This is a genomic window from Alistipes sp. D31t1_170403_E11 (assembly GCF_015553985.1).
GTDB classification, from domain to species: domain Bacteria; phylum Bacteroidota; class Bacteroidia; order Bacteroidales; family Rikenellaceae; genus Alistipes; species Alistipes montrealensis.
Map to the genome: position 1 here is coordinate 25,805 of NZ_JADNHQ010000008.1, position 22,184 is coordinate 47,988.

At 50.3% G+C, this 22,184-nt stretch carries 30 protein-coding genes and 1 tRNA gene; 5 read left to right on the top strand and 26 right to left on the bottom strand.

The window, feature by feature from the left end:
• Positions 1-52: 52 nt before the first annotated feature.
• The 20 genes from I2E69_RS13105 to I2E69_RS13200 form a co-directional block, all read right to left on the bottom strand.
• The gene (locus I2E69_RS13105) at positions 53-670 is read right to left on the bottom strand and encodes a phage tail protein (RefSeq protein WP_195461682.1); all 618 of its coding nucleotides are present in this window, start codon (positions 668-670) and stop codon (positions 53-55) included.
• A gap of 7 nt (positions 671-677) precedes the next feature.
• On the bottom strand, positions 678-893 hold the full coding sequence (locus I2E69_RS13110) for a hypothetical protein (RefSeq protein WP_195461683.1): 216 nt from the start codon (positions 891-893) through the stop codon (positions 678-680).
• 21 nt (positions 894-914) lie between these two features.
• On the bottom strand, positions 915-1,226 hold the full coding sequence (locus I2E69_RS13115; protein ID WP_195461684.1) for a hypothetical protein: 312 nt from the start codon (positions 1,224-1,226) through the stop codon (positions 915-917).
• Positions 1,227-1,249: 23 nt separating this feature from the next.
• Positions 1,250-1,471, bottom strand: a complete 222-nt coding sequence (locus I2E69_RS15465) for a putative quorum-sensing-regulated virulence factor (protein ID WP_195461685.1) — start codon at positions 1,469-1,471, stop codon at positions 1,250-1,252.
• On the bottom strand, positions 1,462-1,782 hold the full coding sequence (locus tag I2E69_RS13125) for a hypothetical protein (protein WP_195461686.1): 321 nt from the start codon (positions 1,780-1,782) through the stop codon (positions 1,462-1,464). Before I2E69_RS13125 ends, I2E69_RS15465 begins: the two co-directional genes overlap by 10 nt.
• Positions 1,783-1,788: 6 nt before the next feature.
• On the bottom strand, positions 1,789-2,619 hold the full coding sequence (locus I2E69_RS13130) for a hypothetical protein (protein WP_195461687.1): 831 nt from the start codon (positions 2,617-2,619) through the stop codon (positions 1,789-1,791).
• A gap of 1 nt (position 2,620) precedes the next feature.
• Complete coding sequence (locus tag I2E69_RS13135; RefSeq protein WP_195461688.1) at positions 2,621-4,567, bottom strand: DNA cytosine methyltransferase; 1,947 nt, start codon at positions 4,565-4,567, stop codon at positions 2,621-2,623.
• 4 nt (positions 4,568-4,571) lie between these two features.
• Positions 4,572-5,567, bottom strand: a complete 996-nt coding sequence (locus I2E69_RS13140) for a DNA-methyltransferase (RefSeq protein ID WP_195461689.1) — start codon at positions 5,565-5,567, stop codon at positions 4,572-4,574.
• Between the two features lie 2 nt (positions 5,568-5,569).
• Positions 5,570-6,043 (bottom strand): DUF1064 domain-containing protein, encoded by a 474-nt coding sequence (locus I2E69_RS13145; RefSeq protein ID WP_195461690.1) that lies wholly within the window; start codon positions 6,041-6,043, stop codon positions 5,570-5,572.
• Positions 6,040-7,059 (bottom strand): DUF6291 domain-containing protein, encoded by a 1,020-nt coding sequence (locus I2E69_RS13150; protein ID WP_195461691.1) that lies wholly within the window; start codon positions 7,057-7,059, stop codon positions 6,040-6,042. Before I2E69_RS13150 ends, I2E69_RS13145 begins: the two co-directional genes overlap by 4 nt.
• Before the next feature lie 51 nt (positions 7,060-7,110).
• Positions 7,111-7,398: a hypothetical protein gene (locus tag I2E69_RS13155; RefSeq protein ID WP_195461692.1), complete on the bottom strand. Its 288-nt coding sequence runs from the start codon at positions 7,396-7,398 to the stop codon at positions 7,111-7,113.
• Between the two features lie 27 nt (positions 7,399-7,425).
• Positions 7,426-7,830, bottom strand: a complete 405-nt coding sequence (locus tag I2E69_RS13160) for a helix-turn-helix domain-containing protein (RefSeq protein ID WP_195461693.1) — start codon at positions 7,828-7,830, stop codon at positions 7,426-7,428.
• Positions 7,831-7,851: 21 nt separating this feature from the next.
• Positions 7,852-8,136 carry a hypothetical protein gene (locus I2E69_RS13165; protein WP_195461694.1) on the bottom strand — a complete coding sequence of 95 codons (285 nt, stop codon included), beginning with the start codon at positions 8,134-8,136 and terminating at the stop codon, positions 7,852-7,854.
• Entirely contained in the window at positions 8,133-8,381 is a 249-nt protein-coding gene (locus I2E69_RS13170; RefSeq protein ID WP_195461695.1) for a hypothetical protein, read from the bottom strand. Before I2E69_RS13170 ends, I2E69_RS13165 begins: the two co-directional genes overlap by 4 nt.
• Positions 8,382-8,933: 552 nt before the next feature.
• Entirely contained in the window at positions 8,934-9,383 is a 450-nt protein-coding gene (locus I2E69_RS13175; protein ID WP_195461756.1) for a hypothetical protein, read from the bottom strand.
• Positions 9,384-9,681: 298 nt separating this feature from the next.
• The gene (locus tag I2E69_RS13180; protein ID WP_195461696.1) at positions 9,682-9,945 is read right to left on the bottom strand and encodes a hypothetical protein; all 264 of its coding nucleotides are present in this window, start codon (positions 9,943-9,945) and stop codon (positions 9,682-9,684) included.
• Positions 9,946-10,305, bottom strand: coding sequence for a hypothetical protein (locus I2E69_RS13185; RefSeq protein WP_195461697.1), 360 nt, complete (start codon positions 10,303-10,305; stop codon positions 9,946-9,948).
• Between the two features lie 4 nt (positions 10,306-10,309).
• Positions 10,310-10,672 carry a hypothetical protein gene (locus tag I2E69_RS13190; protein ID WP_195461698.1) on the bottom strand — a complete coding sequence of 121 codons (363 nt, stop codon included), beginning with the start codon at positions 10,670-10,672 and terminating at the stop codon, positions 10,310-10,312.
• A 39-nt stretch (positions 10,673-10,711) separates the two neighbouring features.
• A complete protein-coding gene (locus tag I2E69_RS13195) occupies positions 10,712-10,999 on the bottom strand; it encodes a hypothetical protein (RefSeq protein ID WP_195461699.1) in 288 nt (95 codons plus the stop codon).
• Between the two features lie 11 nt (positions 11,000-11,010).
• A complete protein-coding gene (locus I2E69_RS13200; protein WP_195461700.1) occupies positions 11,011-11,214 on the bottom strand; it encodes a hypothetical protein in 204 nt (67 codons plus the stop codon).
• Between the two features lie 488 nt (positions 11,215-11,702).
• Between I2E69_RS13200 and I2E69_RS13205 the strand changes: the two genes are divergently transcribed.
• From I2E69_RS13205 to I2E69_RS13215, 3 genes are all read left to right on the top strand, one after another.
• Complete coding sequence (locus tag I2E69_RS13205) at positions 11,703-12,149, top strand: hypothetical protein (protein ID WP_195461701.1); 447 nt, start codon at positions 11,703-11,705, stop codon at positions 12,147-12,149.
• A 124-nt stretch (positions 12,150-12,273) separates the two neighbouring features.
• On the top strand, positions 12,274-12,816 hold the full coding sequence (locus I2E69_RS13210) for a DUF4236 domain-containing protein (RefSeq protein WP_195461702.1): 543 nt from the start codon (positions 12,274-12,276) through the stop codon (positions 12,814-12,816).
• 582 nt (positions 12,817-13,398) lie between these two features.
• Complete coding sequence (locus tag I2E69_RS13215; RefSeq protein WP_195461703.1) at positions 13,399-13,956, top strand: hypothetical protein; 558 nt, start codon at positions 13,399-13,401, stop codon at positions 13,954-13,956.
• 63 nt (positions 13,957-14,019) lie between these two features.
• On the opposite strand, the gene I2E69_RS13220 is transcribed toward I2E69_RS13215, so the two are convergent.
• From I2E69_RS13220 to I2E69_RS13235, 4 genes are all read right to left on the bottom strand, one after another.
• Positions 14,020-14,430, bottom strand: a complete 411-nt coding sequence (locus I2E69_RS13220; RefSeq protein WP_195461704.1) for a helix-turn-helix domain-containing protein — start codon at positions 14,428-14,430, stop codon at positions 14,020-14,022.
• A 32-nt stretch (positions 14,431-14,462) separates the two neighbouring features.
• Positions 14,463-14,642 carry a type II toxin-antitoxin system HicA family toxin gene (locus I2E69_RS13225; protein ID WP_195461705.1) on the bottom strand — a complete coding sequence of 60 codons (180 nt, stop codon included), beginning with the start codon at positions 14,640-14,642 and terminating at the stop codon, positions 14,463-14,465.
• Positions 14,643-14,744: 102 nt separating this feature from the next.
• A complete protein-coding gene (locus tag I2E69_RS13230) occupies positions 14,745-16,076 on the bottom strand; it encodes a tyrosine-type recombinase/integrase (protein WP_195461706.1) in 1,332 nt (443 codons plus the stop codon).
• 146 nt (positions 16,077-16,222) lie between these two features.
• Positions 16,223-16,299 (bottom strand) — tRNA-Ala (locus tag I2E69_RS13235).
• 394 nt (positions 16,300-16,693) lie between these two features.
• Here I2E69_RS13235 and trxA point away from each other — a divergent pair.
• Positions 16,694-17,059: a thioredoxin gene (gene trxA / locus I2E69_RS13240; RefSeq protein ID WP_195461707.1), complete on the top strand. Its 366-nt coding sequence runs from the start codon at positions 16,694-16,696 to the stop codon at positions 17,057-17,059.
• Between the two features lie 133 nt (positions 17,060-17,192).
• On the opposite strand, the gene I2E69_RS13245 is transcribed toward trxA, so the two are convergent.
• Together I2E69_RS13245 and I2E69_RS13250 are read right to left on the bottom strand one after the other, a co-directional pair.
• A complete protein-coding gene (locus I2E69_RS13245) occupies positions 17,193-18,224 on the bottom strand; it encodes a 2-oxoacid:ferredoxin oxidoreductase subunit beta (protein WP_195461708.1) in 1,032 nt (343 codons plus the stop codon).
• A gap of 2 nt (positions 18,225-18,226) precedes the next feature.
• Complete coding sequence (locus tag I2E69_RS13250) at positions 18,227-20,071, bottom strand: 2-oxoacid:acceptor oxidoreductase subunit alpha (RefSeq protein WP_195461709.1); 1,845 nt, start codon at positions 20,069-20,071, stop codon at positions 18,227-18,229.
• 458 nt (positions 20,072-20,529) lie between these two features.
• Here I2E69_RS13250 and I2E69_RS13255 point away from each other — a divergent pair, with 458 nt between their 5' ends.
• Positions 20,530-22,143: an ABC-F family ATP-binding cassette domain-containing protein gene (locus tag I2E69_RS13255; protein ID WP_195461710.1), complete on the top strand. Its 1,614-nt coding sequence runs from the start codon at positions 20,530-20,532 to the stop codon at positions 22,141-22,143.
• Positions 22,144-22,184 lie beyond the last annotated feature (41 nt).

A 22,184-nucleotide genomic window follows, 5' to 3' on the forward strand; every position in this document is an offset into this window, starting at 1 on the left:
TATGCCGTCAACAGCATGGTCTGATACTACAAAAGTAGGGAGATAGTAGGCTTTATTCATTTTTTGCCGCGATTCTTGCCACGCGGCTGGTTAATATTCCGTGTACCCGGGCCGTCACCTCGTTGCCCATGAACTCCGCCACGTCCGTCCGTACATCGGGGGATATGCCCATGGTAAACGGCGATGCGGTCATAAGTTCGGTAATGCGTATTTTGCCGCTGGCTGTCTTTTCCCGCCCTGGGACAAAGCCCGTCCGCTTTTGATAATGACCCCGGGCAAATACTCCTTTGTGACCGCTGGCCATGGTAGCCACGAACGCATTGCGGATCATCTTGGTTTTGCCTTTGTGGATCGCCACCGTTATCGACGATCCCGTTTGTTTGGGCCGAAACGCTATGATCGGTAGCCGGTCCTCGTTGATCTTGATTCCCCCGTACAAATTATTACTGTTGGCCTTTGGCGATACAATAGCCTGCCGGGATAGGTATTTTGGGGTAATGTTGTAGCGTTCCTTGATCCGCTTGTTTATGCGAGGAACCGAACGCGATAGGGCGCTATTGATACCCTGGGCCGTCCCCCGCAAAATCTCATTCGGGGACAACTTATTGCGGAACTCATTTTGTATGCGCTCGATCTCGCCCCGTTTTTCCTGTGTGATTCTGATTTTCATATGCTGTTTATTTGGCGGGGGTCCCGCTATCCGGTTGTTCGTACTCTTTCAGTTTGCGGTCGATTTTGAGGTATAAATCGACGGGCTGGGGTGTCCGCCGCTTCAAATCTTCATACCAACGGCGCGAAACGCCAGCTTCGCGGCATAACTGCGAAATTGATATGTTGGCCGCATTTGCCCGCCTGCGGATGTCATTTGCCAAATCCTCGTTATTCTGTCCCATAAATTTGAATATTATAAAACCTCAATTTGTCGGTTTTGAATGTTTGTATTCTTCACGCAGACGGTTTGCGTGGTTTTCGAGGTCGGACAACGTGATCGATAACTTTCCGATGATTGCAAACGGTTCCCAAATGCCGTCGATCAATGCCAATCGTTTAAGTGTCATAAATCCGAAATTGCCGCCTGATTCCTGCCTACCGATCCATTGGGCCATACTCTTTTGGCTATCAAATTCCCGTTCGAGAGGGTTTGCTACATCCAGTGAATCGGAGTATTGCACCTTAAAGGATGTGGCCCGCTCAATGTTCCGCCGCCTTTTGTATTCTGTTTTCATTGGAAATATGTTTACCTCAACAGTTATTTATACATGGACCTTAATCGCCTGCGATTTTCTCGCATGCGTTCGGATTCCGCAACCTGCTTTTTAAGTTTGGCCATGTTTTCGTCGATGTATGCCGCCACGAGTGGGGAACACCTGCTATTTTCGCGTAACCAAATTAGGTAATCGGCGGGTACGTTGACCATTGCCCGGCCTTGGTGCTTGCCATAAGGCATAATGCTGGTATCAGTTAATCGCATGGCTTTGGGGTATTATTGGTGTGTATTTTCTCGGTGATCTCTTGGGCGATCTCATACAGTATTGCGGCATGGGATTCGTCCGTTGCTTTGGCCGCGAATTGCTGGGCGGCCAGTTGTAAGAGGAACCCGCCCACGACAGACAATTCGCCGACGTTGTGCTGGGGTTTTTCCAAATCCATAGCCATACGTCGCAAAATGGTTGCATGGTTGGGGTTGTGGTTATTCAGTTGCTCGGCCATCCGTATCGTTGCGGATTGCAACAGCTCCGCGGCGGTATCGTCCAGCGGGTTCAGTGTGATTGTTTTGTCCATATATTTTTATTTTCCAAAGTATTTTACACAATTACAGTACGTTATTGTCGGATTTGCCCACTGCCCTTGAAAATGTTTCCATTCGGTCGAAAATTTCCCCTCATGGTCGCGGTATAGCATTGCGAACGGGAAAAAACCGGCTTTCCACGCTTTACCCATTCGGGCCTGTGCTTTGTCGAAAGTGTCCCCTTTGTATCCGCATAGAATATAGCACCTCAACCTATTGCTGGCCTTGGAAAATCCGGCAGAAATAAGCATTTTGCCAGCCTCAACCAATGGGGCTAAATCGTTGGGGGTATCGTAAGCGAAAAAGACTGCTTCGGGATGTAATTCGTATAGCCGAATTGCCATTTCTTGGGTCAGTAATGCCGCCTCGAGGCCGCCTGTAAATTGAGGTCTATGCGGCTGTCGGGCAAGCATGCTAAATACCTCGTCAATATGTTTCGGCGAGCATGCCAGTAGGTTATCATCTTGGATGATCCAGCCATCGGTTACGGGTAACTCACGCAGTACACCACCCTCACGTTTGGGCACCGTACAAAACCAACAACGATTAGGGCATCCGCGGCTGGTAATAACATATCCTTTCCGCATATACATTCCGGGGACAAAATCGCCGCCCGGTTCATTGTATGCGGGGCCGCCCAATTTGACCGGTGCAACCCGTTCCCATTGTCTTACTGCCCATTCTGCCCATGGTATATCCCACGTAAAAGTAACCGATATATGCACCTCGTCCGCTTCGTCGAATAAACTCGGAACCGTGTGAATGCGGGCCAGTTCGTCGGTCGGGGTGGCGTTTGTGCGCGTTGGGAATACTCTGATTATCTTTTTCATGTTATGCGGCATTACGTTCGTATTCGATTATGGCGATGCCCAGTGCCTCACATTGTACGCGGGCCGTGTTTACCTCAACGGCATTGCCGATATACTTTTTTTGCTCCGCCTGCGTACCGATCAGTTTGTAGTTGGCCGGAAAACCCATGATGCGCTTTAATTCGGGTATCTTTAACATGCGCATTTTAACGTCAACAAGTCCGTAAAGGGCCATAAACTCCTTTATTTGGACCAATATGGGGCTATCGGTAGCGTATATTTCATACACGAGGATTTGGCCATTTTGCCGGATAAACTGCGGCAACTCGCGCCCCTCATGTTCCGTTGTGATAAGATAGGGTGCCGCCTTATCCATGCGGGCGATCAGAGTAAAACACGGCGTGTCGATGCTCCCGCCTTTGGATGTGTATTGCGGGTTCATCAGATAATGCCATTTGCGGTTTGCTGTGATCGTGGGGAATGGGTGATCGAGGGAATTGCCCACATTCTGAAAATGTGGGTTCATTATCCACGGTCGGCACGTAACAAGGTGATGTTTGGGGTTTGTCGTTACCGTTCCTGCAGGCGATTCAACGGATGCGCCGCGACCGTTTCCATACTGCATATCTAAAAATTGAGGTCTAACCAGTTGGAAACGGTCTTTGGTAGTAATCGTTGGCGCCGGTCCGTCAATACTCGAATTGAAACCGTTACCGTAATATGCTGTCATAAATGGGGCGTTGATGATCGCATGATGATCTATTGCCGTAATGGTGTGGGCCGGACCATCAACGCTTAAATTCATGCTTTCCGGTGATCCGCTGAAATACTTTGTCAGAAAACAAGCACTTACAATATCTTGATTCCCACCTGTTGATGTAAGAGTACGGGCAGGACGATCTACTGATATAATTTTGCTTTCGGGCTTCCCGCTGTTGCGTTGTTGAATAAAACAAGCCCTTGCTAAACCGAGGCGATCCTGTGCGGCAACGACCGGGCACGGCTGGTCAATACTTGGGGGTATGTATTTCCCTGTTTTCCCGTTTACGGAATTATATTTGACCAAAAAGGCATCTTTACCACCGGCAACGAACTTAATCAACCCTGCGTATATGCGTTCATGCGTAGCGTCGGCCAGCGGCGTTTTACGCTCGAAAATACTGGTTCCCTCATCTTGCAGGTCTAAAACCTCACGGACCGGGCGCCACTTGGCCCGCTGGTCGAATAGGTCATTTTCGGGATTTTTGGCGTGCGTTTGCTCGGGGAATACGATGGGCAAATTTCCGCTGGCAAATATTCCAAAGAAACGCCGCCGGGATGTGTAGGCGCCGTAATCGGCGGCATCCAGTATGCGGTAATCGAAACGATACCCGTAACTTTTTACGTGGGCCACCCAATTATGGTAATGTTGGCCTTTGGTTGTTTCGCATGGGAGCATAACGGGGCCAATGGTCCACCGCTTTTTTTTGCCCGTGCCCTCGGATTTGATCGACAAAGGGCACATAATGGCGCCCGTCTTTTTGTCCTCAACGACTTTTACAGCCAACGGCCCCCATGTCATAAATTCCTTGACGTTCTCGATCTGTATGTAATCGGGTTTTAACGCTTCGATGTAGCGAAAAAGATGTTCGGCCAATGTCCGGCTGTCGGCATCCCTACTTTGGCCGCCCTTGGCAATGGAAAAATTTGTACACTCCAACGATGCCCACAATACCACGCGGGCACCGGCATAGCGTAACCGCATAACCTCAACATGGGCGGTCAACTGTGTAAGGTCCAGTGTGCGGATGTCCTCGGTAAAGTGCAAAGCGTCGGGATGATTGGCGGCATGCGACGCGATGGCGTTGGCGTCATGGTTTACGCATGCGATAACCTTGGCGATTTGCTCACCATGTAAGCGGGCGTTTTCAACTCCCGTACTTGTGCCACCGGCACCACAAAAGAGGTCTATGTATAAAAATTTAATCATGTCGCTAAATGTTAAATATCCCCAGCTCTTTGCGCCGGCGGCGTTCTTCGATTCTGATGTATTTCGGGTTCAATTCAAACCCAATCGCATTTCGGTTGAGTTTATTGGCAACTATGCGGGTGGTCCCTGTTCCGTTAAATGGGTCTAAAACAATTCCCCCCCCCTCGGGACATCCGGCTAAAATGCACGGTGTGATAAGGTCCTCGGGGAAAGTTGCAAAGTGCGCTTCTTTTTGCGGTTTCGTCGTTACCGTCCAAACACTGCGTTTGTTGCGTTTTGTTCTCAATTTGTAAATATTACCGCTTTTGGTCCGGTAAAACTCGGCGGGATTTTCCGTGTATTTCTTTCCACCAAACCGAGGTAATGCGGTCGGGTTATCGTTCCCTTGCTGTCCATCCAAATTTTGACTGTATCGGGTTATCGTTGCATCGGAAACAGGTTCTGCGATAGCCTCGGCGTTGAAATAGTATTTGGGGGATTTCGCAAACAGCAAAATATATTCGTGCGCTTTGGTGGGGCGGTCAGTTACGCTTTCCGGCATCGAATTGGGTTTGTGCCAAACAATGTCGGCCCGCCAGTACCAGCCATCGGCCCGTAATGCAAATGCGAGCATCCACGGTATGCCGATCAGGTCTTTGGGTTTTATCTCGTCATTCTTGAACACCTTATGCGAATTGCCCGCCCAGCTCCCCGCGTTACTTTGCTGTTTCGCTGAACTGCGTTTTGTGTCGCCCACGCCGCGCCCACTCCCAGCATAACTGTCCGCAATATTGATCCATACGGTGCCCTGGTCTTTCAACACCCGCCGTAACTCATGGAATAATGATACCAGTTTTTGGATGTAGGCATCGGGGGTGTCTTCGAGGCCGATCTGTCCCTCAACACCGTAATCCCGTAAACCGTAATAGGGCGGGGACGTAACGATACAATCAACAGACTGATCCGGCAGTAGTTTGGCCGCCGCAAGCGCATCCATGTTGTACGTGATGTTCTTTTCCATGGCTATCGTTGTTCTCTGTTCGTAATTATCCGGCCTACCAGTGCATCACATTCGGCCTTTGTCCTGGGCAATTCTATGGCGGTGGTTCGGCCCAAATCCGCAAATAAGCGTTTCAGCATCTTGATACGGAGTTTTCCCTGCTGGGTGGCCACGCCTTTGGTGTCGATAGCGAGGTCATAATCCGGAAGGTAAAAATCCAGCGTGTAGGTGATTGCCCGGATTGTTTCGCCGTTGTAAGTGAAAGGTTCCTGTAATGTGTATTTTTTTTGAAACAGAAATCCAATGCCGTGCGTTGTCAAAAGATTGTGCATATAGCACTCGAGGCGGCTATCGAAGATGATCCCGTTCTGTTCGGTTTTAGCCGCGTTGCGTACCTTGCGGTTGCCGGTTGAGGCAATCGTACCGCCCGGTACTTTTCCGCCGTGCAAAAGTGCTTGAAATTCGGTGGCGGTCATTCTGTCGGTTGTGTTGCTCATGCCTCGGATGTTGGTATTTCGCTGGCCAAAACCCAATACAGTTTTCCGGCCTCACGAATGGTGTGAAAATCCGAACCGCGATACTTGCCGCCGTTCTGTTGGTCGATTGCCGTGAGGTATTCAGGGTACGTGTAGCGTCGTGGTTTGGACGATGCGGTCCGCCCTGTGTTCTTGTGGTCGTTCAGTTGGGTATCGCGTCGGGCAAAGTTGCCGAATGTGGTGTAGGCGTTCACGTTCTCGTATGCCCGCTTGTTATGCATGGCTTGGATAATTCGCTGGATGTCCTCAACGCTGTATTTGCGGAGCATCCACACGATGTTCTGCTCTGTGAGTGGTTCAGCCATGGCCGCGACCGTCGGGACGCTGGCCGCAATCCATGCGAGCAGTTTGGCCGCCTCAACGTTGGCGGGATTTTCGACCGGGGCGGCGTTGTTTTCCCCCGCACCCCCTTTCTTTTCAGTAATTACTGTGTGTGTGCTATTATCAGTACCACAATCACAATCAGTATCACAATCACAATAAGAATAACGGTTATTTTTTGGCCGTTCGGTTATTTCGGTTTCGTCCGGTTGTTCCATAATCCCGTCGGTTATTTCGGTTTCATCCGGTTGTTCGTGAATCCGTCCGGTTTCGTCGCTTTCGGTCGGTTGTTCTAAAAACCGTTCGGTTTTTTCGCTTTCCGGTGGGTTTTCCTCAAATCGTCCGGTTCCGTCGTTATCCGATTGGTTTTCATCGTTACCACCCGATTTTTTCGGGCGCCCACCTTTCCGTCCGTTTTCTCGGTTTTTCTTACACTGGGCGTCGTACTTTACCGCATAAAAATCTATCGACGCCTTGATGAACTCGAAACACATTTTTGTTACGCCGTCCAATTCGGGGATTTTCTCGTCCGAGGTGTAGGCGAAAATTGCCGTTAAAAGGTCCCCGCGCTGTTCGCGCGTCAATAGTTGCACTTGTGGGTAAAAATCGGATCGCAGGATAAATGTTCCTTTGTCCGCCTTGGGATTATTTGCCATATTTTCCAACCTTATATTATTCATGTGTGGCCGCGACCTGATAGCCCGGGATTATTTCGGTAATCTGTTCTCGCAGTATTCGGAGCAATGCCGCGATTCTTGGTGAAATTCGCACCAGCCATCGCCCTCGGCGTCCTCATCGCTAAACAGCGAGCATGTGCCGCACACCTTGGTCCCGTTGTCCGTTTCCTTATCGTATTCCTCTTGGAGTGCGGCGGAGCATTCCGGGCACAACAACACATCGTCGCGGGTGGTGTGCCAGTCCTCGTTACACACGGGGCATCCCCATTCTTCGCAGTTCTCGCACTGCATCAACTCTTCCCCACATGTGGGGCACATCTTGGGTGTCTGTTCTCTGTTCATGGTCTATTGTTGTTCTATGGTCATGTAATACCGGGCGCATTGGTTACCCTCGGGTGTCCGGCCCAGCTCTCGCCGGATGTCATGCCCGTCGATATGTACCAGTTCCCAAATGCGGGCGCTTAACCGACGGCATCCGCATAACTGCAGGGCATCGTCGGGCGTGATCCTCTCACCCTCTTTCAACATCTGTAATATCGCCGCCTTTTGTGATCCCGTGCATGTGCGGGCATCGACCTTATCAACCGCGGCGGCCAACTTTTTCACGAGCCGCCCGGCGCGGCGCTGGGCATCGACGAACCGCGTGGATGCGGTGGTCGCTTGTGCCAGTGCATCCGATTCCCTCAACTGCGAAAAGGTCTGCAAAATGTCTTTTATCTCTTTGCACGTTTGGTTCGATATGGTTTTCATGGCGGCATGTGGTTATGGGGGTTACGTCCGGTCAGGGTCGATAAATTCGAGGTCGCAATATTGGCATACGTGCGTGAAATCATCGTCCAGGTCCGGCCATACCTCACCATATCCAATTCCTCGGGCGTCGAAAGAGTAGCGCACATCGTGCCCGCCGCCGGTTTTACGCCCGCGGCAAATGTCGCGTGTTACGTGTCCATCGCGTGTTCGGTAGTCCACGATGCAGACGATAACATGCCCGGCGTCCAACAACGCCAGCAACCGGTCATAATCACGGCTCGTTCGGTAGGGAAAATTTTCAATCATAGTTTTATAGCATATTTGGCGAGGAAATGCCCGGCACTGCGGCCATTACTACGGACCTTTATTGTTACGTCATTGCCGGCCCGACCATATCCCCAAACCTCACCCGAGGACCAACCCGTTTGCCCTTTGGCATACGAACCTATCGGAAAATCCTTTTTCGCCTGTTCCAGTCGTTTGTAATACTCCTGATCCTCGTATTGTATGATGATCTTTTTTGCCTCTAAATATTGGTCTATCGTAATCATATTTTTGCTCTTTTATTTAGTATCGGAAACTCGTAAAATGGATAATTGCCATCGGCTGGGTTTTGTCATACCCCTTGAACCAATCCCGCCAATCTGCGAGTGAAAGACCGTCGTTGTGCGCCAACTCTTTTTCTAATACTATGGGATTTATCTGCTCGTCTATTACGGGCGAAAAAGGGGCGTAATCTTCATATTTTTGGATGCTGATTCCGTCCGCATGGGTGAGCCTGCCAATTTCAACCTGCGGGCTTCGGTACGGTTTCCCGGTCCATTGGCGGACGGATAGGCAAGCCTCACCGCGTGCGATCTCTGCAAACCGTTTTTCCCAAAGGGGATAATTCGCGCGGATCGTGTGGATTTTGTGGTAGGTCCAAAGATTTCGACTGCAGGTTCGACCCAGGTGGGCCTCTGCATCCCTATCATAATTACATCCGCCAAAACAATCGCGGCAAAAATCCCTACCTTGCAGGAACGCGCACCGAAACCGTGTCGGTTCCCCAGCTCTACGATGCCCTTTTGGAAATTGCTGGGATAATGTTATTACATACGTTTTCATTGTGTCGGTGTCTTTAGTTTGTCCATAATTCGCCGGATCGTGTCGGCATTTTGTTCGTTAATCCATTCTTTTGCGACGTTCCACGCAATCGAATTGCGGAACCGGAATTTTTCGAGCTGGGTGGAGTGATGGGATAGTCGGCCCTCGGTGGGTTTCAGCCCTTGGTCGTGCAACTCGCATAACCCATCGTGAAAAAAAATGCACCCTGTATCGGTTTGGATGGCTTGCACCATGGGGATCGGGTACGGGATCGCCCCGACCAGTTGACCCACGCACCAGTCCGTAATGGCCAGCTTATCGGAATACCCCGCGTCGATCAGGCGTTCGATGTCCGCCGGCGTTCCCAAACACGGACACGTCCGGCATTGTTGCTGACACTGTTTGCACTTGCAACTGATCGGCTTTTTGCCCGTCCGCCGGATGATATGTTGTAATGTCGTTTCCATGGAATGTATGTTAAAATGGTTCATCGCCCGTTGTGAATGCCCGGCATTGGTTGGATAATTGGGCCTGCTGATAAAGCGGATCATAGTTACATCCGATTTCTTTGGCTACCCAAAGTGGGATTCGACCATCGCCCGCCCAGCCCGATAATATTGCACTTTCCAAATTGCATTTGTTTTTCCGGATGCAACAGTCGCAATTACACGCGCACCAACTTTCTGCCTCTGTTCCATTGGAAAAGATACTGACCCGAGTATCACGGGCGAAAGGGTTATTATTCCACTCCATAATTTTCTGTTTTTATGCTAAATACAACCTCGCACGGCCATCGACGTATAACTGTAACCGCAATCCCATGGCATTCAACTCGTCGGAACATTCGGAGTTGATGTAATTTGCACACGGTGATTTGCCGATATAATCGCGGTACTTGATTGCGAGGTGTCGCAAATCGTCCATGCTCTCACATTCCCGGATTTCCCGGGCGGATTCTCTACAATGCGGGTAATAAAGGCGTTTCACAAGTTTGGCGACGGCTTTTATTTCTTCAAAAGTGTATTTCATTTATTTTTTGATTTTTACCGTTTCATCGGGTGTAATAAGCCCCCGACGGCGCAACCTTTTGATGAAATTCCGCATATTCAGCGCTTGCTCGTAATAGCAATTTTTTTCCACCTTAACCGACGATTGCGAGCGGTCCAAAATGGCCCCGGTTTCCGGAATGAATTGCCCTCCTTTGGATATTTCCATTTTGGCCGTGGATGCCTCGCGTGTGTCCCTGTTGAACTTGTAAAGCGTGTGCCCGGGAACTTTGATAATTCGTCCGATTAGCCGGTAATCGTTTTGCTTTTTTTCGACGGCCTCAATCTGCGCTTTGCAAATCTTCTCGTTCGTAATGCCGTCATGTGGGGTTAGAATATCCATAGCTTTATTCGTGAATCTCCCGCCAGCCGATAATATTTCGACTGTTGATCGTGGCACCTGTCCCGCTGATCGCATAGATGTATCCTCCTGCATCACCGGCAGAACGCCATGCGGTCGCAACATGTTCGCACCCATCTAATGCCATATATTTGACCATGACATTATCATAAATCGGAGGTAACTCCTTTTTCGGATCGTGCCAGCGGGTCAATTCCTCGCGCATTCGTTCCATCCCGTGGATAAAAGATTCCCGTACCATGCGCAGGCAAATAACCGCTCTTTTTCGGGTCATATCTACTCCGTCGGCTTCCATTGACGATTTGACCATCTTAGCGTAATCGTCGGCCAGTTTTTCAGTTTGTTCCATTGTTAGCAGATTTTTCAAAGTCTTTCAAAGCATTGCGTATTATTCGTGATTCTCGTACCAACTGGTGCGGTTACTCATGGACGCGACCAACTCGATGCGCTCGCGCAATACACGGCATTTGCTGGTACCGGTACCGTCCTTTATTATTTCGATCAGTTTCTCGTCCGCCCATCTGTTCACGGTTTTGCGGCCCCATCGTTTATAGCACTGGTTTAGGGATAGGTACGGTTTCAAAAGTCCCAGCGCCTCGGCACACTTATTAAACCCCGCTTCATAAGTGGCTTGCAACTGCAATAAATGCAGTCGGTCTATTGGTAGCTGTTCCATTGTGGTAGGTTTTAGGATTTCCTCGTAACTGTCGTTTTTCCTGTGCCCCTCAACACCGATACTTTTAACTCGATTTTTTTCTCTTTGGCGTAACGGCACGCGGCGGCCCGAACATTGGATTCGGTGGCATCGTTGATTCCGATTTCAACGGTATCGCCTTTCTGCATTTGTGCGAAAGTTGCGGTTAGGTTTACGGTGCGGACTAATTCGGCCATAATTGGTTTGGTTAAAAATTGCTCTTTGGTATTACCCCCAGTGGTATTGTGTCGGTAGGTGTGGCGCAACATGCTATCTTCTCACGGCCCGCGTCCCCGGCTGATGCCGGATGCAGCGTAATGGCTTGTGCCGACTTACGGAACGGTTGCAACCCGTGCAAATCCCGCTACGGTGGCAAAGCGATCCCGCGCCCCTCACATTGACCTGATCCGTGCAACTTGCCTACACGTTCTATGCGTGGCGGATATAGCCCATAGCCAACCGCAACAACTAGGCTTTTTGTGCCTCCCAATCAGGTTTCCCGCTACCAGTGTTCCATCCTTTTCGGTACGTTTTTCCCCAAAGAGCAATTAGTTTGATTTTTTTAACTAAATTTGTTATTACGTTTACAATAACAGTACAAATATAAGCAAAAGAACTTATAAAACAAGTGGTATTGTTTATTTATTGTAAGCGAAAATGTTTATCACTCCATAAAACTCTGATTATGACCGGAAAAAGGGTAAAAGAAATTTTGCGTAAAAATGGATATGTCCTTTCAGATGTAGCCAAATCAATGGGCATTATCCCGCAAAATCTGCAAAGTATGCTTAATGTAGAGGATATAAAAACCGGCGTTTTGGAGCGTGTGGCGGCGGCGATAAACCAAAATGTTTATTTCTTCTATCAAAACGATGTGAAATTACCATCGTCTGATGCTATTAAAAAAATGTCAGATAATCATATTGGCAACATGATGGATATTGCCGCAAAACTCGGTATTGGCCAACGTGAGCCGGAACCGTCGTTGCCTCCGAACGATGATACCGCCCAACTTTGGGAAATGATAGGTTTTCTTAAAAAGCAAATCGAGACACAAAACCGGATCATTGAAGAATTGACGAAAAAGGTGGGAAACGATGCACCCCGCCGTGTTGCGAGGGCGGGGGAATAGGAATAAAACGCCGCAATTTAACTCTACCATTATTGGGGCACTTACTGGCGGCCTGTCAATTATCGGATTTTGAAATAATGCTTTTCCACTCAATATTTGAAATTTAAGCGAAAACCACAAGACTATGGGACTTTTCAATTTTAGGAAAAGGGTGAAAATTGCCCCCGGCATTAAATTGAATTTAAGCAAAAGCGGGATAAGTACCTCGGTAGGTGTGAAAGGTGCATCTGTTACGGTCGGCCCAAAAGGGACTTATGTAAACAACAGTATTCCCGGGACAGGAATATACAAGCGGACCAAAATATCTGGTTCAGGGTCCGCAACCGATCCCGACAAAATACAGCCGATGCCCGAACCGGTTGCCGTTACCGATGATGGTATGGCTGACGCCCGGTTACTCTTGGACAAAATACGTGCGGATCTTGAGGCGTTGGATTTGCAGGATAAAAACGTCGTTATTATTGTCAACACATTTTCCGTCTATTTGTTGGGAATTGTGAAAAATCTGCTTAAAACTATGGGTGTTAAATCCAATCTGATTATTAAAAAAACTACAAATGTGGTTTTGATCGGGGATAAAAAAGACTTACCGAAAGGGTACCAATCTACGATAGACCGGTACAATGAAAAAGGCGGTAACATTGTTATCCATCATATAGCTGTATAGAGGGACCCTCGGCGCAATAGTTGCACGGCACCTAATCGGTGCCGTGTTTGTTATTATATGCTATATAGTTGCTTAAATAGCAAATAAACGTCCGACAGATGAAATTATAATTATTATCAAAGTCGGCATTTTATTTTTTATTACATTTGTAACGCGATCCGCCGAAAGGCGGGCGCATTTGCCCAGCGTAAACGTGGAAAATTTACAAGTCAGTGGCAAATACAAGAAACCTTTTGCGGGTCGTGGCTCACGTCCCGACAGTGTGGTATTCTTTTTTATGGACTACGACCCGACGGGCGTGGGCCTCTTGTGTTATTTACTGACGGGTTTTCCACGACCTACGCTGTGATAGCACAATGCCCCGTCCGTCTTTTTCTTTCTGCGGATGGCATTAAATGAATTGCTTATGCCGCGGTTATTTCTCATACGTTTTTGATTCCTCAACCCTGCGGCGTGTGCCTCTGGGCATTATCGTATTGGACGGTCGGTGTGGCCCCTAAAATCTGGTATTTACAACTGCTATAAATCCTGCACTGGCCGTCCTTTTTCTACGATCAACATTACCAATTCTAACCCCACATTATGCCGAAAACAGAATTACAATACCCGATTTACGAGGATCAGGAACAACGAGAAAACGACCTGATGCCGCACGAAATACAAACGATTTCACTTACCGCATTTTTTCAACGATTAGAGTGTGACCGGCATTATATTTATGCTCTTTTTGACAGTTTGCCTAAATCGCTATTTTCCATAGTACGTTATTCGGGCTATATCGACGAATTGAGTAATCGTACAACGTACAACCTGCAGGAATTTCGATCCCTGGCCTCAACATTCCACCCGGGGGATTATTTCCTCATTCTGTTTGTGGGGGTGAAATTGTGCCATGTTGAAGAAATTGACGATAAAACGATTTCGCACCTGTACGCCTCGCGTATCGCTTTGCTTTGTGAACGCCGGATGCGGGGGAATAATCCCGTCGTGTTGTCCCCGTCATTGGCGGCACGTTATGGTTTGACTGGTGAAGATATAACCCAAATAGAGCCTTTAATCAGCAAATGCAATGCGCGGGCCGCCGCTAAATTGCAATCTGAATATGATGCAATGAAAACGTTGGATTGCATCAGAAAATGAAAAGCCCCGAAGCATTGCTCCGGGGCCGCTACTACCTTATCGGTATGCTGTCAAACAATAACACTACAAAGTAATAGCATATAAGGGGGCCGCGAATTTACGCAATGCCTCGACGATCCGGCGCCGTTGTGCCGGACGCGGTTTGGTTTTCTCATTGGCGTACCGCGCCAACTGTTGTACTTGTATTCCGGTCAGTTCGGCCAGCTTCGTGTCTTTGATGTATTCACGGGCATATTTCAACATACTGACGGCATCGTATTCCAGTTCTATGTCAAAATCCCCGTCTAAATAATCCTTGTAGGGAAATCCCTTTTCTTTGGCGGTTTCAATAAAGAGTGTAATGCCCGCTTTCATGTCCTTGATCGCCTCGTCAACGGTCGAACCCATGCCGGCAAACAGCTCGTTTTCCATCATGGCCGATATTGTTCCGTCGGATGCCCATTCTACCAATACTTTAATTTTTGCCTTTTCCATGGTTGTATCGTTATTTGTTTTCCGGGCTGGAGCTATTTAAGCCCCATAACCCGGATAAATTTGTTTGCAATGCCAGTGCCCATTTCTTTGGAACCGTGAAAAGGAACCGAAACCGTTTTGCCATCCTTTTCATAAATTACGTGGCTCCCTGCCTGTCTGATGGCTTGCCAGCCATTTTTTTGGATTAGTCGGTGCAATTCGCTTGATTTCATATTACCGTTGTTATTGTTTGACACTGCAAATATAATGCAATATGAACTATTTTCCAAATAAAATAGTATATATTTTCTGAACTATTTATATTATTTAATAGTTCATATATTTACCAATCCTTTGGTGTGTAAATAATCCAGTACTTTCCGGTGGTTAGTGTCGTTCTTGGTAAAACGGCGATGAATATATCCGCGTGTGGTTTTTAGGCTCTTGCCTTTTTCCATGTCGTTATCCTCGCTGACGTGGTTTAATGCGAGTGCGATTTCGGCCTCACTGATCCCGCAATCCTCGGATGCGACGGTGGCCCATGTATGGCGCATGTAGTAGGTGGATAAATTCACTTTTATATCCAAATGGGCCGCCAGTTGTTTACAGCCCTTGTTAACGTTGATATTGAACTCTCTAAACCCTGCGTACATCGTATAAAAACGGAAAAGCCGTTTTTTGTCCGGATCGTGGTATTTCCTCAACAGCGGCATGGTTTCCGGTTCGATCTTCACGGAAAATAGGGCTTCGTCTTTTCGTCGCGTCGCCGTTTTCTGCCGATGGTATGTGATTCGGCGGCCTGTGAGGGCGGCATCATCCCCGTAAAGGTCCGCAGTGTTCATGGCCAGCAAATAAAACGATAATGCCAGTACGTCCCGTGCCAACTGCATCCGCTTTCCGGGGACCTTCTCGGTGTTCAAAATCTTTATCAAATCCTCGGTGGATAAATCCCTCTTTTCCGGTTCTTCCTTTACCTCGATCTGTAATTTTTTGCTGGCAAATGGCCGGTGGGTGATTAGGACACTTTCGGCATCATCATCGTTATATTTATCACATGCCGCATTAAATAGGGTCTGTATGTCCGCCAAATAGTCCTTTACGGTTTGCGCCTTGCATCCCGAAACTTGCGTGGTAACCTCCTTGCCCTTTTGGTTTATCCGCGTGATTGTGCGGGGTTTCTGCATATATTCGATGAACCCCTGCAGATTTGTTACGTTAATTTCTTTAACGTACACAACAGAACGTCCGAAATAGTCGGATAAATTGCGTATGACGGCCTCAAATCGGGATGCCGACCCCTTGCGTCCGGCGGCCCTCAACGCTTGAATATGGGCGTTACAAAACGCGATAAAATCAATGCCGGCACCTCCTGCGGTTTCTTTTTGCTTTTGGATGTAGTTAACGAGGTCTTGAGTGGCAAACCGGCTCAAATCGGTACCCAGTCCCTTGGCCAGCATTTCCTCGTAATTTGCGATGTCGTTTAATAGTCCTTTTAGGATCGTTACGTCTTTCAGTCCGGAAAAATCGGGCTTGATTTGTTTGCGGGTTACATATACATCCGTCGGTATTTTCCGTGATACCCGTTTATGGGTTATTCGGATCGCAACCGGAAATTTACCGTCCCGGCGTTCATTTTTTTCTCGGACCTCAATCGCAAATGTTGGCATAGTCTTTCATTTTTGGACAAACTATCGACAAACAAACATACAAAAAAGGGCTGGAAATCCATGTTTTTTTGCAAAAAAAGAAACCACCCGAATGGGTGGTTTTCTTTGAATATCGCCCCTATGTGCGTATGGGGCCGTTTTTTCGGTGGTGGAGAATACCAGGGTCGAACTGGTGACCTCTTGCATGCCATGCAAGCGCTCTAGCCAACTGAGCTAATCCCCCTTGTTGTGGGTGCAAAGATAATCGGATTTTTTTATTTCCACAATTTTCGGCCCGGAAAATCCGTTTTATTGACGATTTTTTTTTCGAAAAAACGCTCCGAACCACTTTCCGCAATACTCCGGAAGGGTTGTCGGAATGCCGTGAAATGGCCGCAAAGGAAATTTTGCCAATCTTTCCGGCGGTTTGGCTATTTCCCGCAGGGCATTCGGTCACGATCTTTGCATTATCAAAAAACGATAGAATTATGAAAACGCAAAAAGAGCTGAATCCCGGAGCCGCGACCTTACGGCGGCGGATAACCGCAACCCTGAAAACAACCTTTCTTGCGGCGGCTGTGCTGCTTGGCCTGCCTGTTGCCGCACAACGATCCGACGACACTCAAAAAACGAAAAATATGAAAGCAATCGAACTGACGACCGCGGAGTTCAAGACGCAAATCTTCGATTTCTCCGCAAATGAAGCCTGGAAGTACAACGGCGACCTGCCTGCCGTCATTGATTTTTACGCCACCTGGTGCGGTCCCTGCAAGATGATGTCCCCGGTTATGGAGACCTTGGCCGGGGAGTACGAGGGCCGCGTGCGGGTTTATAAGGTGGATGTCGACAAGGAAAAACGTCTCGCCGCACTGTTTAAGATCCGCAGCATCCCGACCTTTATTTTTATCCCGATGAACGGCGAGCCGCAGCATGCCAACGGGGCCATGGGCATCGAGGAGATGCGCAAGATTATCGACGGTACGCTGCTCGGCAAAAAGCAGTAACGCGGTTGCCAGGTGAAGGGTCCTGTGCAACCGCCGGCAACCGGCAATCCGGACAATCCGGACAACCCGAAATCCGAAAAAGCGCCGGAACTCCGAGAAGTTCCGACGCTTTTTTCATTAATATATCGGGTGTTTATTCCACCTCCCATGTCGCTCCCGAGCGGAGCAGGTCGTCCACGCAGTGAATCTTGCTGGCCGCTTTGACCTCCTCGACCTGCTTTTCTACGGCGCGGTCGTAAACCGTGTCGTCCTCGACTGCACGGATTACACCCAGGGCAACCGGGTATTCGGGGTATTTCATGCCTGCGAGCATCGAATGCAGCGTCGTGTCGCGTTCGTGGGCGTCGTGCGTCAGCACATTGTCCAGCGTGTAGCCGTCCTGGCCTACGGTTACGACTTTGAGTTTCATGTTCTCGAAGACGATTCCCTTTTCGTTGTTGGCCCCGAACAGCATCTTCTCGCCGTGGCGCAGCGTCACGGTGTGCTCGGCGCGCGTAGCCTTGTCGGCCGCAAACGCATAGTGTGTCTTGTCGTTGAAGATCACGCAGTTTTGCAAGACCTCGATCACCGACATGCCTTTGTGCTTGGCGGCGGCGATCATACATTCCTTCGAAAGCCCGACTTCCATGTCGATCGAACGGGCGAAGAACGTGCCTTTCGAGCCGATCACCAGTTCGCCGGGGTTGAACGGCTTCTCGACCGTTCCGTAAGGCGAGGTCTTCGTGATCTTGCCCAGTTTCGACGTGGGCGAGTACTGGCCTTTGGTAAGACCGTAAATCTCGTTGTTGAACAGGATGACGTTGAGGTCCACGTTGCGGCGGATGGCGTGGATAAAGTGGTTGCCGCCGATGGCCAGCGAGTCGCCGTCGCCCGTCGTCACCCAGACGCTCAGGCGCGGGTTCGCCGTCTTCACGCCCGTCGCTATGGCATTGGCGCGTCCGTGCACGGAGTGGAACCCGAAGGTCTTCATGTAGTAGATGAAACGCGACGAGCATCCGATGCCCGAGACGAACGTAAACAGGTTGTGGGGCGTGTCGAGCGCGTCGGCTATTTCCGGCAGTGCGCGCTGCACGGCACTCAGGATGGCGTGGTCGCCGCATCCGGGACACCAGCGTACCTCCTGGTCGCTTTTGAAATCCGCAGGGGTGTATTTGTAGTCTGCCATGGTTACTTCAGTAAGGATTCGAATTTCTTTTTAAGTTCTACAACCGTGAAGGGGAGTCCCTCGCACTTGTTGTACTGTTCGTAGCTGAACTCCTGGAAGTTCTGGCGCAGGTAGTTGGCGAACTGGCCTTCGTTGAGTTCGCAGACCACGATCTTCCCGAACCGGGCGAAAATCTCGCGCACGCCTTTCGGCAGCGGGTTGATGTAGTTGAAGTGGCACAGCGAAACTTTCCTGCCTTCCTTGCGCATCTCGTCCACGGCGTTCTGCAGGTGGCCGCGCGTACCTCCCCAGCCTACGACCAGCAGGTCGCCCTCTGCGTCGCCCCAGACTCCCTGTGCGGGGATGTCCTCGGCGACTTTCGCTACCTTCGCCGAACGGGTGTCGGTCATCTTCTGGTGGTTGGACGGATCGTGCGAGATACAGCCCTTCACACAGTCTTTCTCCAGGCCGCCCACGCGGTGTTCCAGTCCCTTCTTGCCGGGGAATGCCCAGCCGCGGGCCAGTTTTTCGTTGCGCACATAGGGCATGAATCCGCCTTCGGGGGCTTCGTCGACGACCGGCGGGCAGATAGCGGGGTAGTCCTTCATCTCGGGGATGCGCCACGGCTCCGAACCGTTGGCGATGAATCCGTCGGTCAAAAGGATAACGGGCGTCATGTGCTCCATGGCGAGGCGTCCGGCTTCGAATGCGTAGTGGAAACAGTCGCTGGGCGACGATGCCGCCACGACGATTACCGGACATTCGCCGTTACGGCCGTACAGGGCCTGCGAAAGGTCGCTCTGCTCGGTTTTCGTCGGAAGACCCGTCGAGGGGCCTCCGCGCTGTACGTCCACGACGACCAGCGGCAGTTCGGTCATCACCGCCAGGCCCAGCGCCTCGCTCTTGAGCGACAGGCCGGGGCCCGAAGTGGTCGTCACGGCGAAATTGCCTGCGAACGCCGCACCGATGGCGGTGCAGATGCCGGCGATCTCGTCCTCGGCCTGCACGGTCTTGACCCCGAGGTCCTTGCGCTTGGCCAGCTCTTCGAGGATCACCGTGGCCGGGGTGATGGGATACGAACCGCAGAAGAGCGGCAGTCCCGCCTTTTCGGCAGCGGCGCACAGACCCCATGCCGTGGCTACGTTGCCGTTGATCGAGCGATAGGTTCCCTTTTCCCGGGGAGCCGGGGCTACGGTGTAGTTGTTGGCGAACTGGTGGGTGTTGGCCGCATAGTTGTAACCTGCCGCGATGGCCAGCTTGTTGGCCTGGGCCACGGCGGGGTTTTTCTTGGCGAATTTGCCGTCGAGGTATTTGAGGGCGTACTCCTCCGGACGGTCGAACAGCCAGAAGCAGATGCCCAGTGCGAACATGTTTTTGCACTTGCCGATCGCCTTGTTGTCGAGCCCGGTCTCTTTGAGCGCCTCGCGCGTCATGGAAGTGATGTCGGGAATCACGACGTTATATTCGTCTAACTTGAGCTCCGCCAGCGGGTCGAGGGTTGCGAATCCCGCTTTTTTGAGATGTTCTTCGGTGATCGAATCGCCGTCGAGGATGACCGTCGCACCCGGTTTGAGCCATTTGCGGTTGGCCTTGAGCGCCGCGGGGTTCATCGCCACCAGTACGTCGCAGTAATCGCCGGGATTCAGCTCGCGGTGGTCGCCGAAATGTACCTGAAAGCCCGAAACGCCTGCAACGGTTCCCTGCGGGGCGCGAATCTCGGCGGGGTAGTCGGGGAAGGTCGAGATCCCGTTTCCCAGCAGTGCCGAAGTGTCGGAAAAGAGCGTGCCCGTAAGCTGCATGCCGTCGCCCGAATCGCCCGAAAAGCGTATAACGACATCCTGCAACTCCCGCACTTTTGATTGTTCCATGATTTTTGGTTTCAGATTAGATGTTTATAACAACGATTTCACACATATAGCGAAAGGTAAGGGCAAAGCGGCGAACTCGTTCGCACTCTATGCCGAACCGCATCCTATATTATGCAAATATATTAAATAAATTGTTAAATTAGTCTTTTTCAGTCGATTTTTTAGGTTTTTGCCGGCTGTTTGCAAATTCTTTTTGTTCCGGAATGCTAACAGTTTGTAATTCAAATAAAACCTTTTCCGGCCGGCCGTTAATTAAAAACCGTTCCCGGCGTCACAACTGAAACTGGAAACTTTATTAAAATTTTTTGCAAACGCCGGCCCCGATTCCGCCGGAGATTCGGGGTCTTCGGGTGTATTCCGGCATACAGCGGGGATTTAATTTTGCCGATTTTTCCGCTTCGGCTCGGTTTACTCATTCTTTTGGGTTACTTTTGTAGCTTCAAATTTAGAATTTCAGGATGATTACAGTTTCAAATTTAGAGGTACAGTACGGAAAACGGGTTCTTTTCAAAGATATCAATCTCAAATTCACGCCGGGCAACTGCTACGGTGTGATCGGCGCCAACGGTGCGGGGAAGTCGACGTTTCTGAAAGTGCTCAGCGGCGAGGTGACCCCGTCGCGGGGCAGCGTGGCTTTCGGCGCCGGCGAACGGTTGTCGGTGCTCAAACAGGATCACTTCGAGTATGACGAATATACGGTTCTCGACACGGTGCTGATGGGGCATCAGCCGTTGTGGAATACGATGAAGGAAAAAGAGGAGTTGTATGCCAAACCCGATTTTTCGGAGGAGGACGGGCTCCGGGCCGGCGAACTGGAGGAAAAGTTTGCGGAGATGCAGGGCTGGAACGCCGAGAGCGACGCCGCCAATCTGTTGAGCAGCCTGGGCATCAAAGAGGTGCTGCATTATCAGTTGATGGCCGATCTGAGCGCCAAGGAGAAGGTACGCGTGTTGCTGGCGCAGGCCCTGTTCGGCAAACCCGACAACCTGCTGCTCGACGAGCCGACCAATGACCTCGACCGGACGACGATTGCGTGGCTGGAAAACTACCTGTCGAATTACGAAAACACGGTGCTCGTCGTCTCGCACGACCGTCACTTCCTCGACTCGGTGTGTACGCATACGGTCGATATCGATTACAGCGACATAAACCTTTTCTCGGGTAATTACAGTTTCTGGTACGAGTCGAGCCAGCTCGCTCTGCGCCAGCAGCAGCAGCAGAACAAGAAAGCCGAGGAGAAGAAAAAGGAGCTGTTAGAATTTATCCAGCGGTTCAGTGCCAACGTGGCCAAATCCAAGCAGACGACATCGCGCAAGAAGATGATCGAGCGGCTCAATATCGAGGAGATCAAGCCCTCGATGCGTAAATATCCAGGCATTATTTTCCAGCCCGAACGCGAAGCCGGCACGAAAATTCTCGGGGTCGACTCTCTCAGCAAGACGGTCAATGGCGAACGGCTTTTCAGCGATATCAGTTTTACGGTCGAGAAGGGCGATAAAATAGCGTTCCTTGCGCGCGACCAGCGTGCGGTTTCGGCCCTGTTCGATATACTTGTCGGCGACGATAAGGCCGACGAGGGTGTCGTCGAATGGGGAACGACGATCAATTACGCTTACCTGCCGCTCAACAATGCCCCCTATTTCGAGAGCCAGCTTTCGATCGTCGACTGGCTGGCCCAGTTCTCGTCCGACACCACGGAGTTGTACCTGCGGGGTTATCTGGGCAAGATGCTGTTCAGCGGCGAGGAGATCTATAAGAAGGTCAGCGTGCTCTCCGGCGGTGAAAAGGTCCGCTGTATGATCTCGAAGATGATGATCCAGCAGCCCAACACGCTCGTGCTGGACTCTCCGACCAACCACCTCGACCTCGAATCCATCCAGGCGTTCAACAACTCGCTGATCAACTTCAAGGGCAATGTGCTGATGAGTTCCCACGACCACGAATTTGTGAATACGGTTGCCAACCGCATCATCGAACTCACGCCCAACGGCATGGTCGACCGCTATATGGAGTACGACGACTACATCACCGACGAGATCGTCGCACAGCGTCTCGAAGCGTTGTGGGCCTGAAGTCGCGGCGTGTGATACGTAAAAACCCCTGCCTCGAAAAG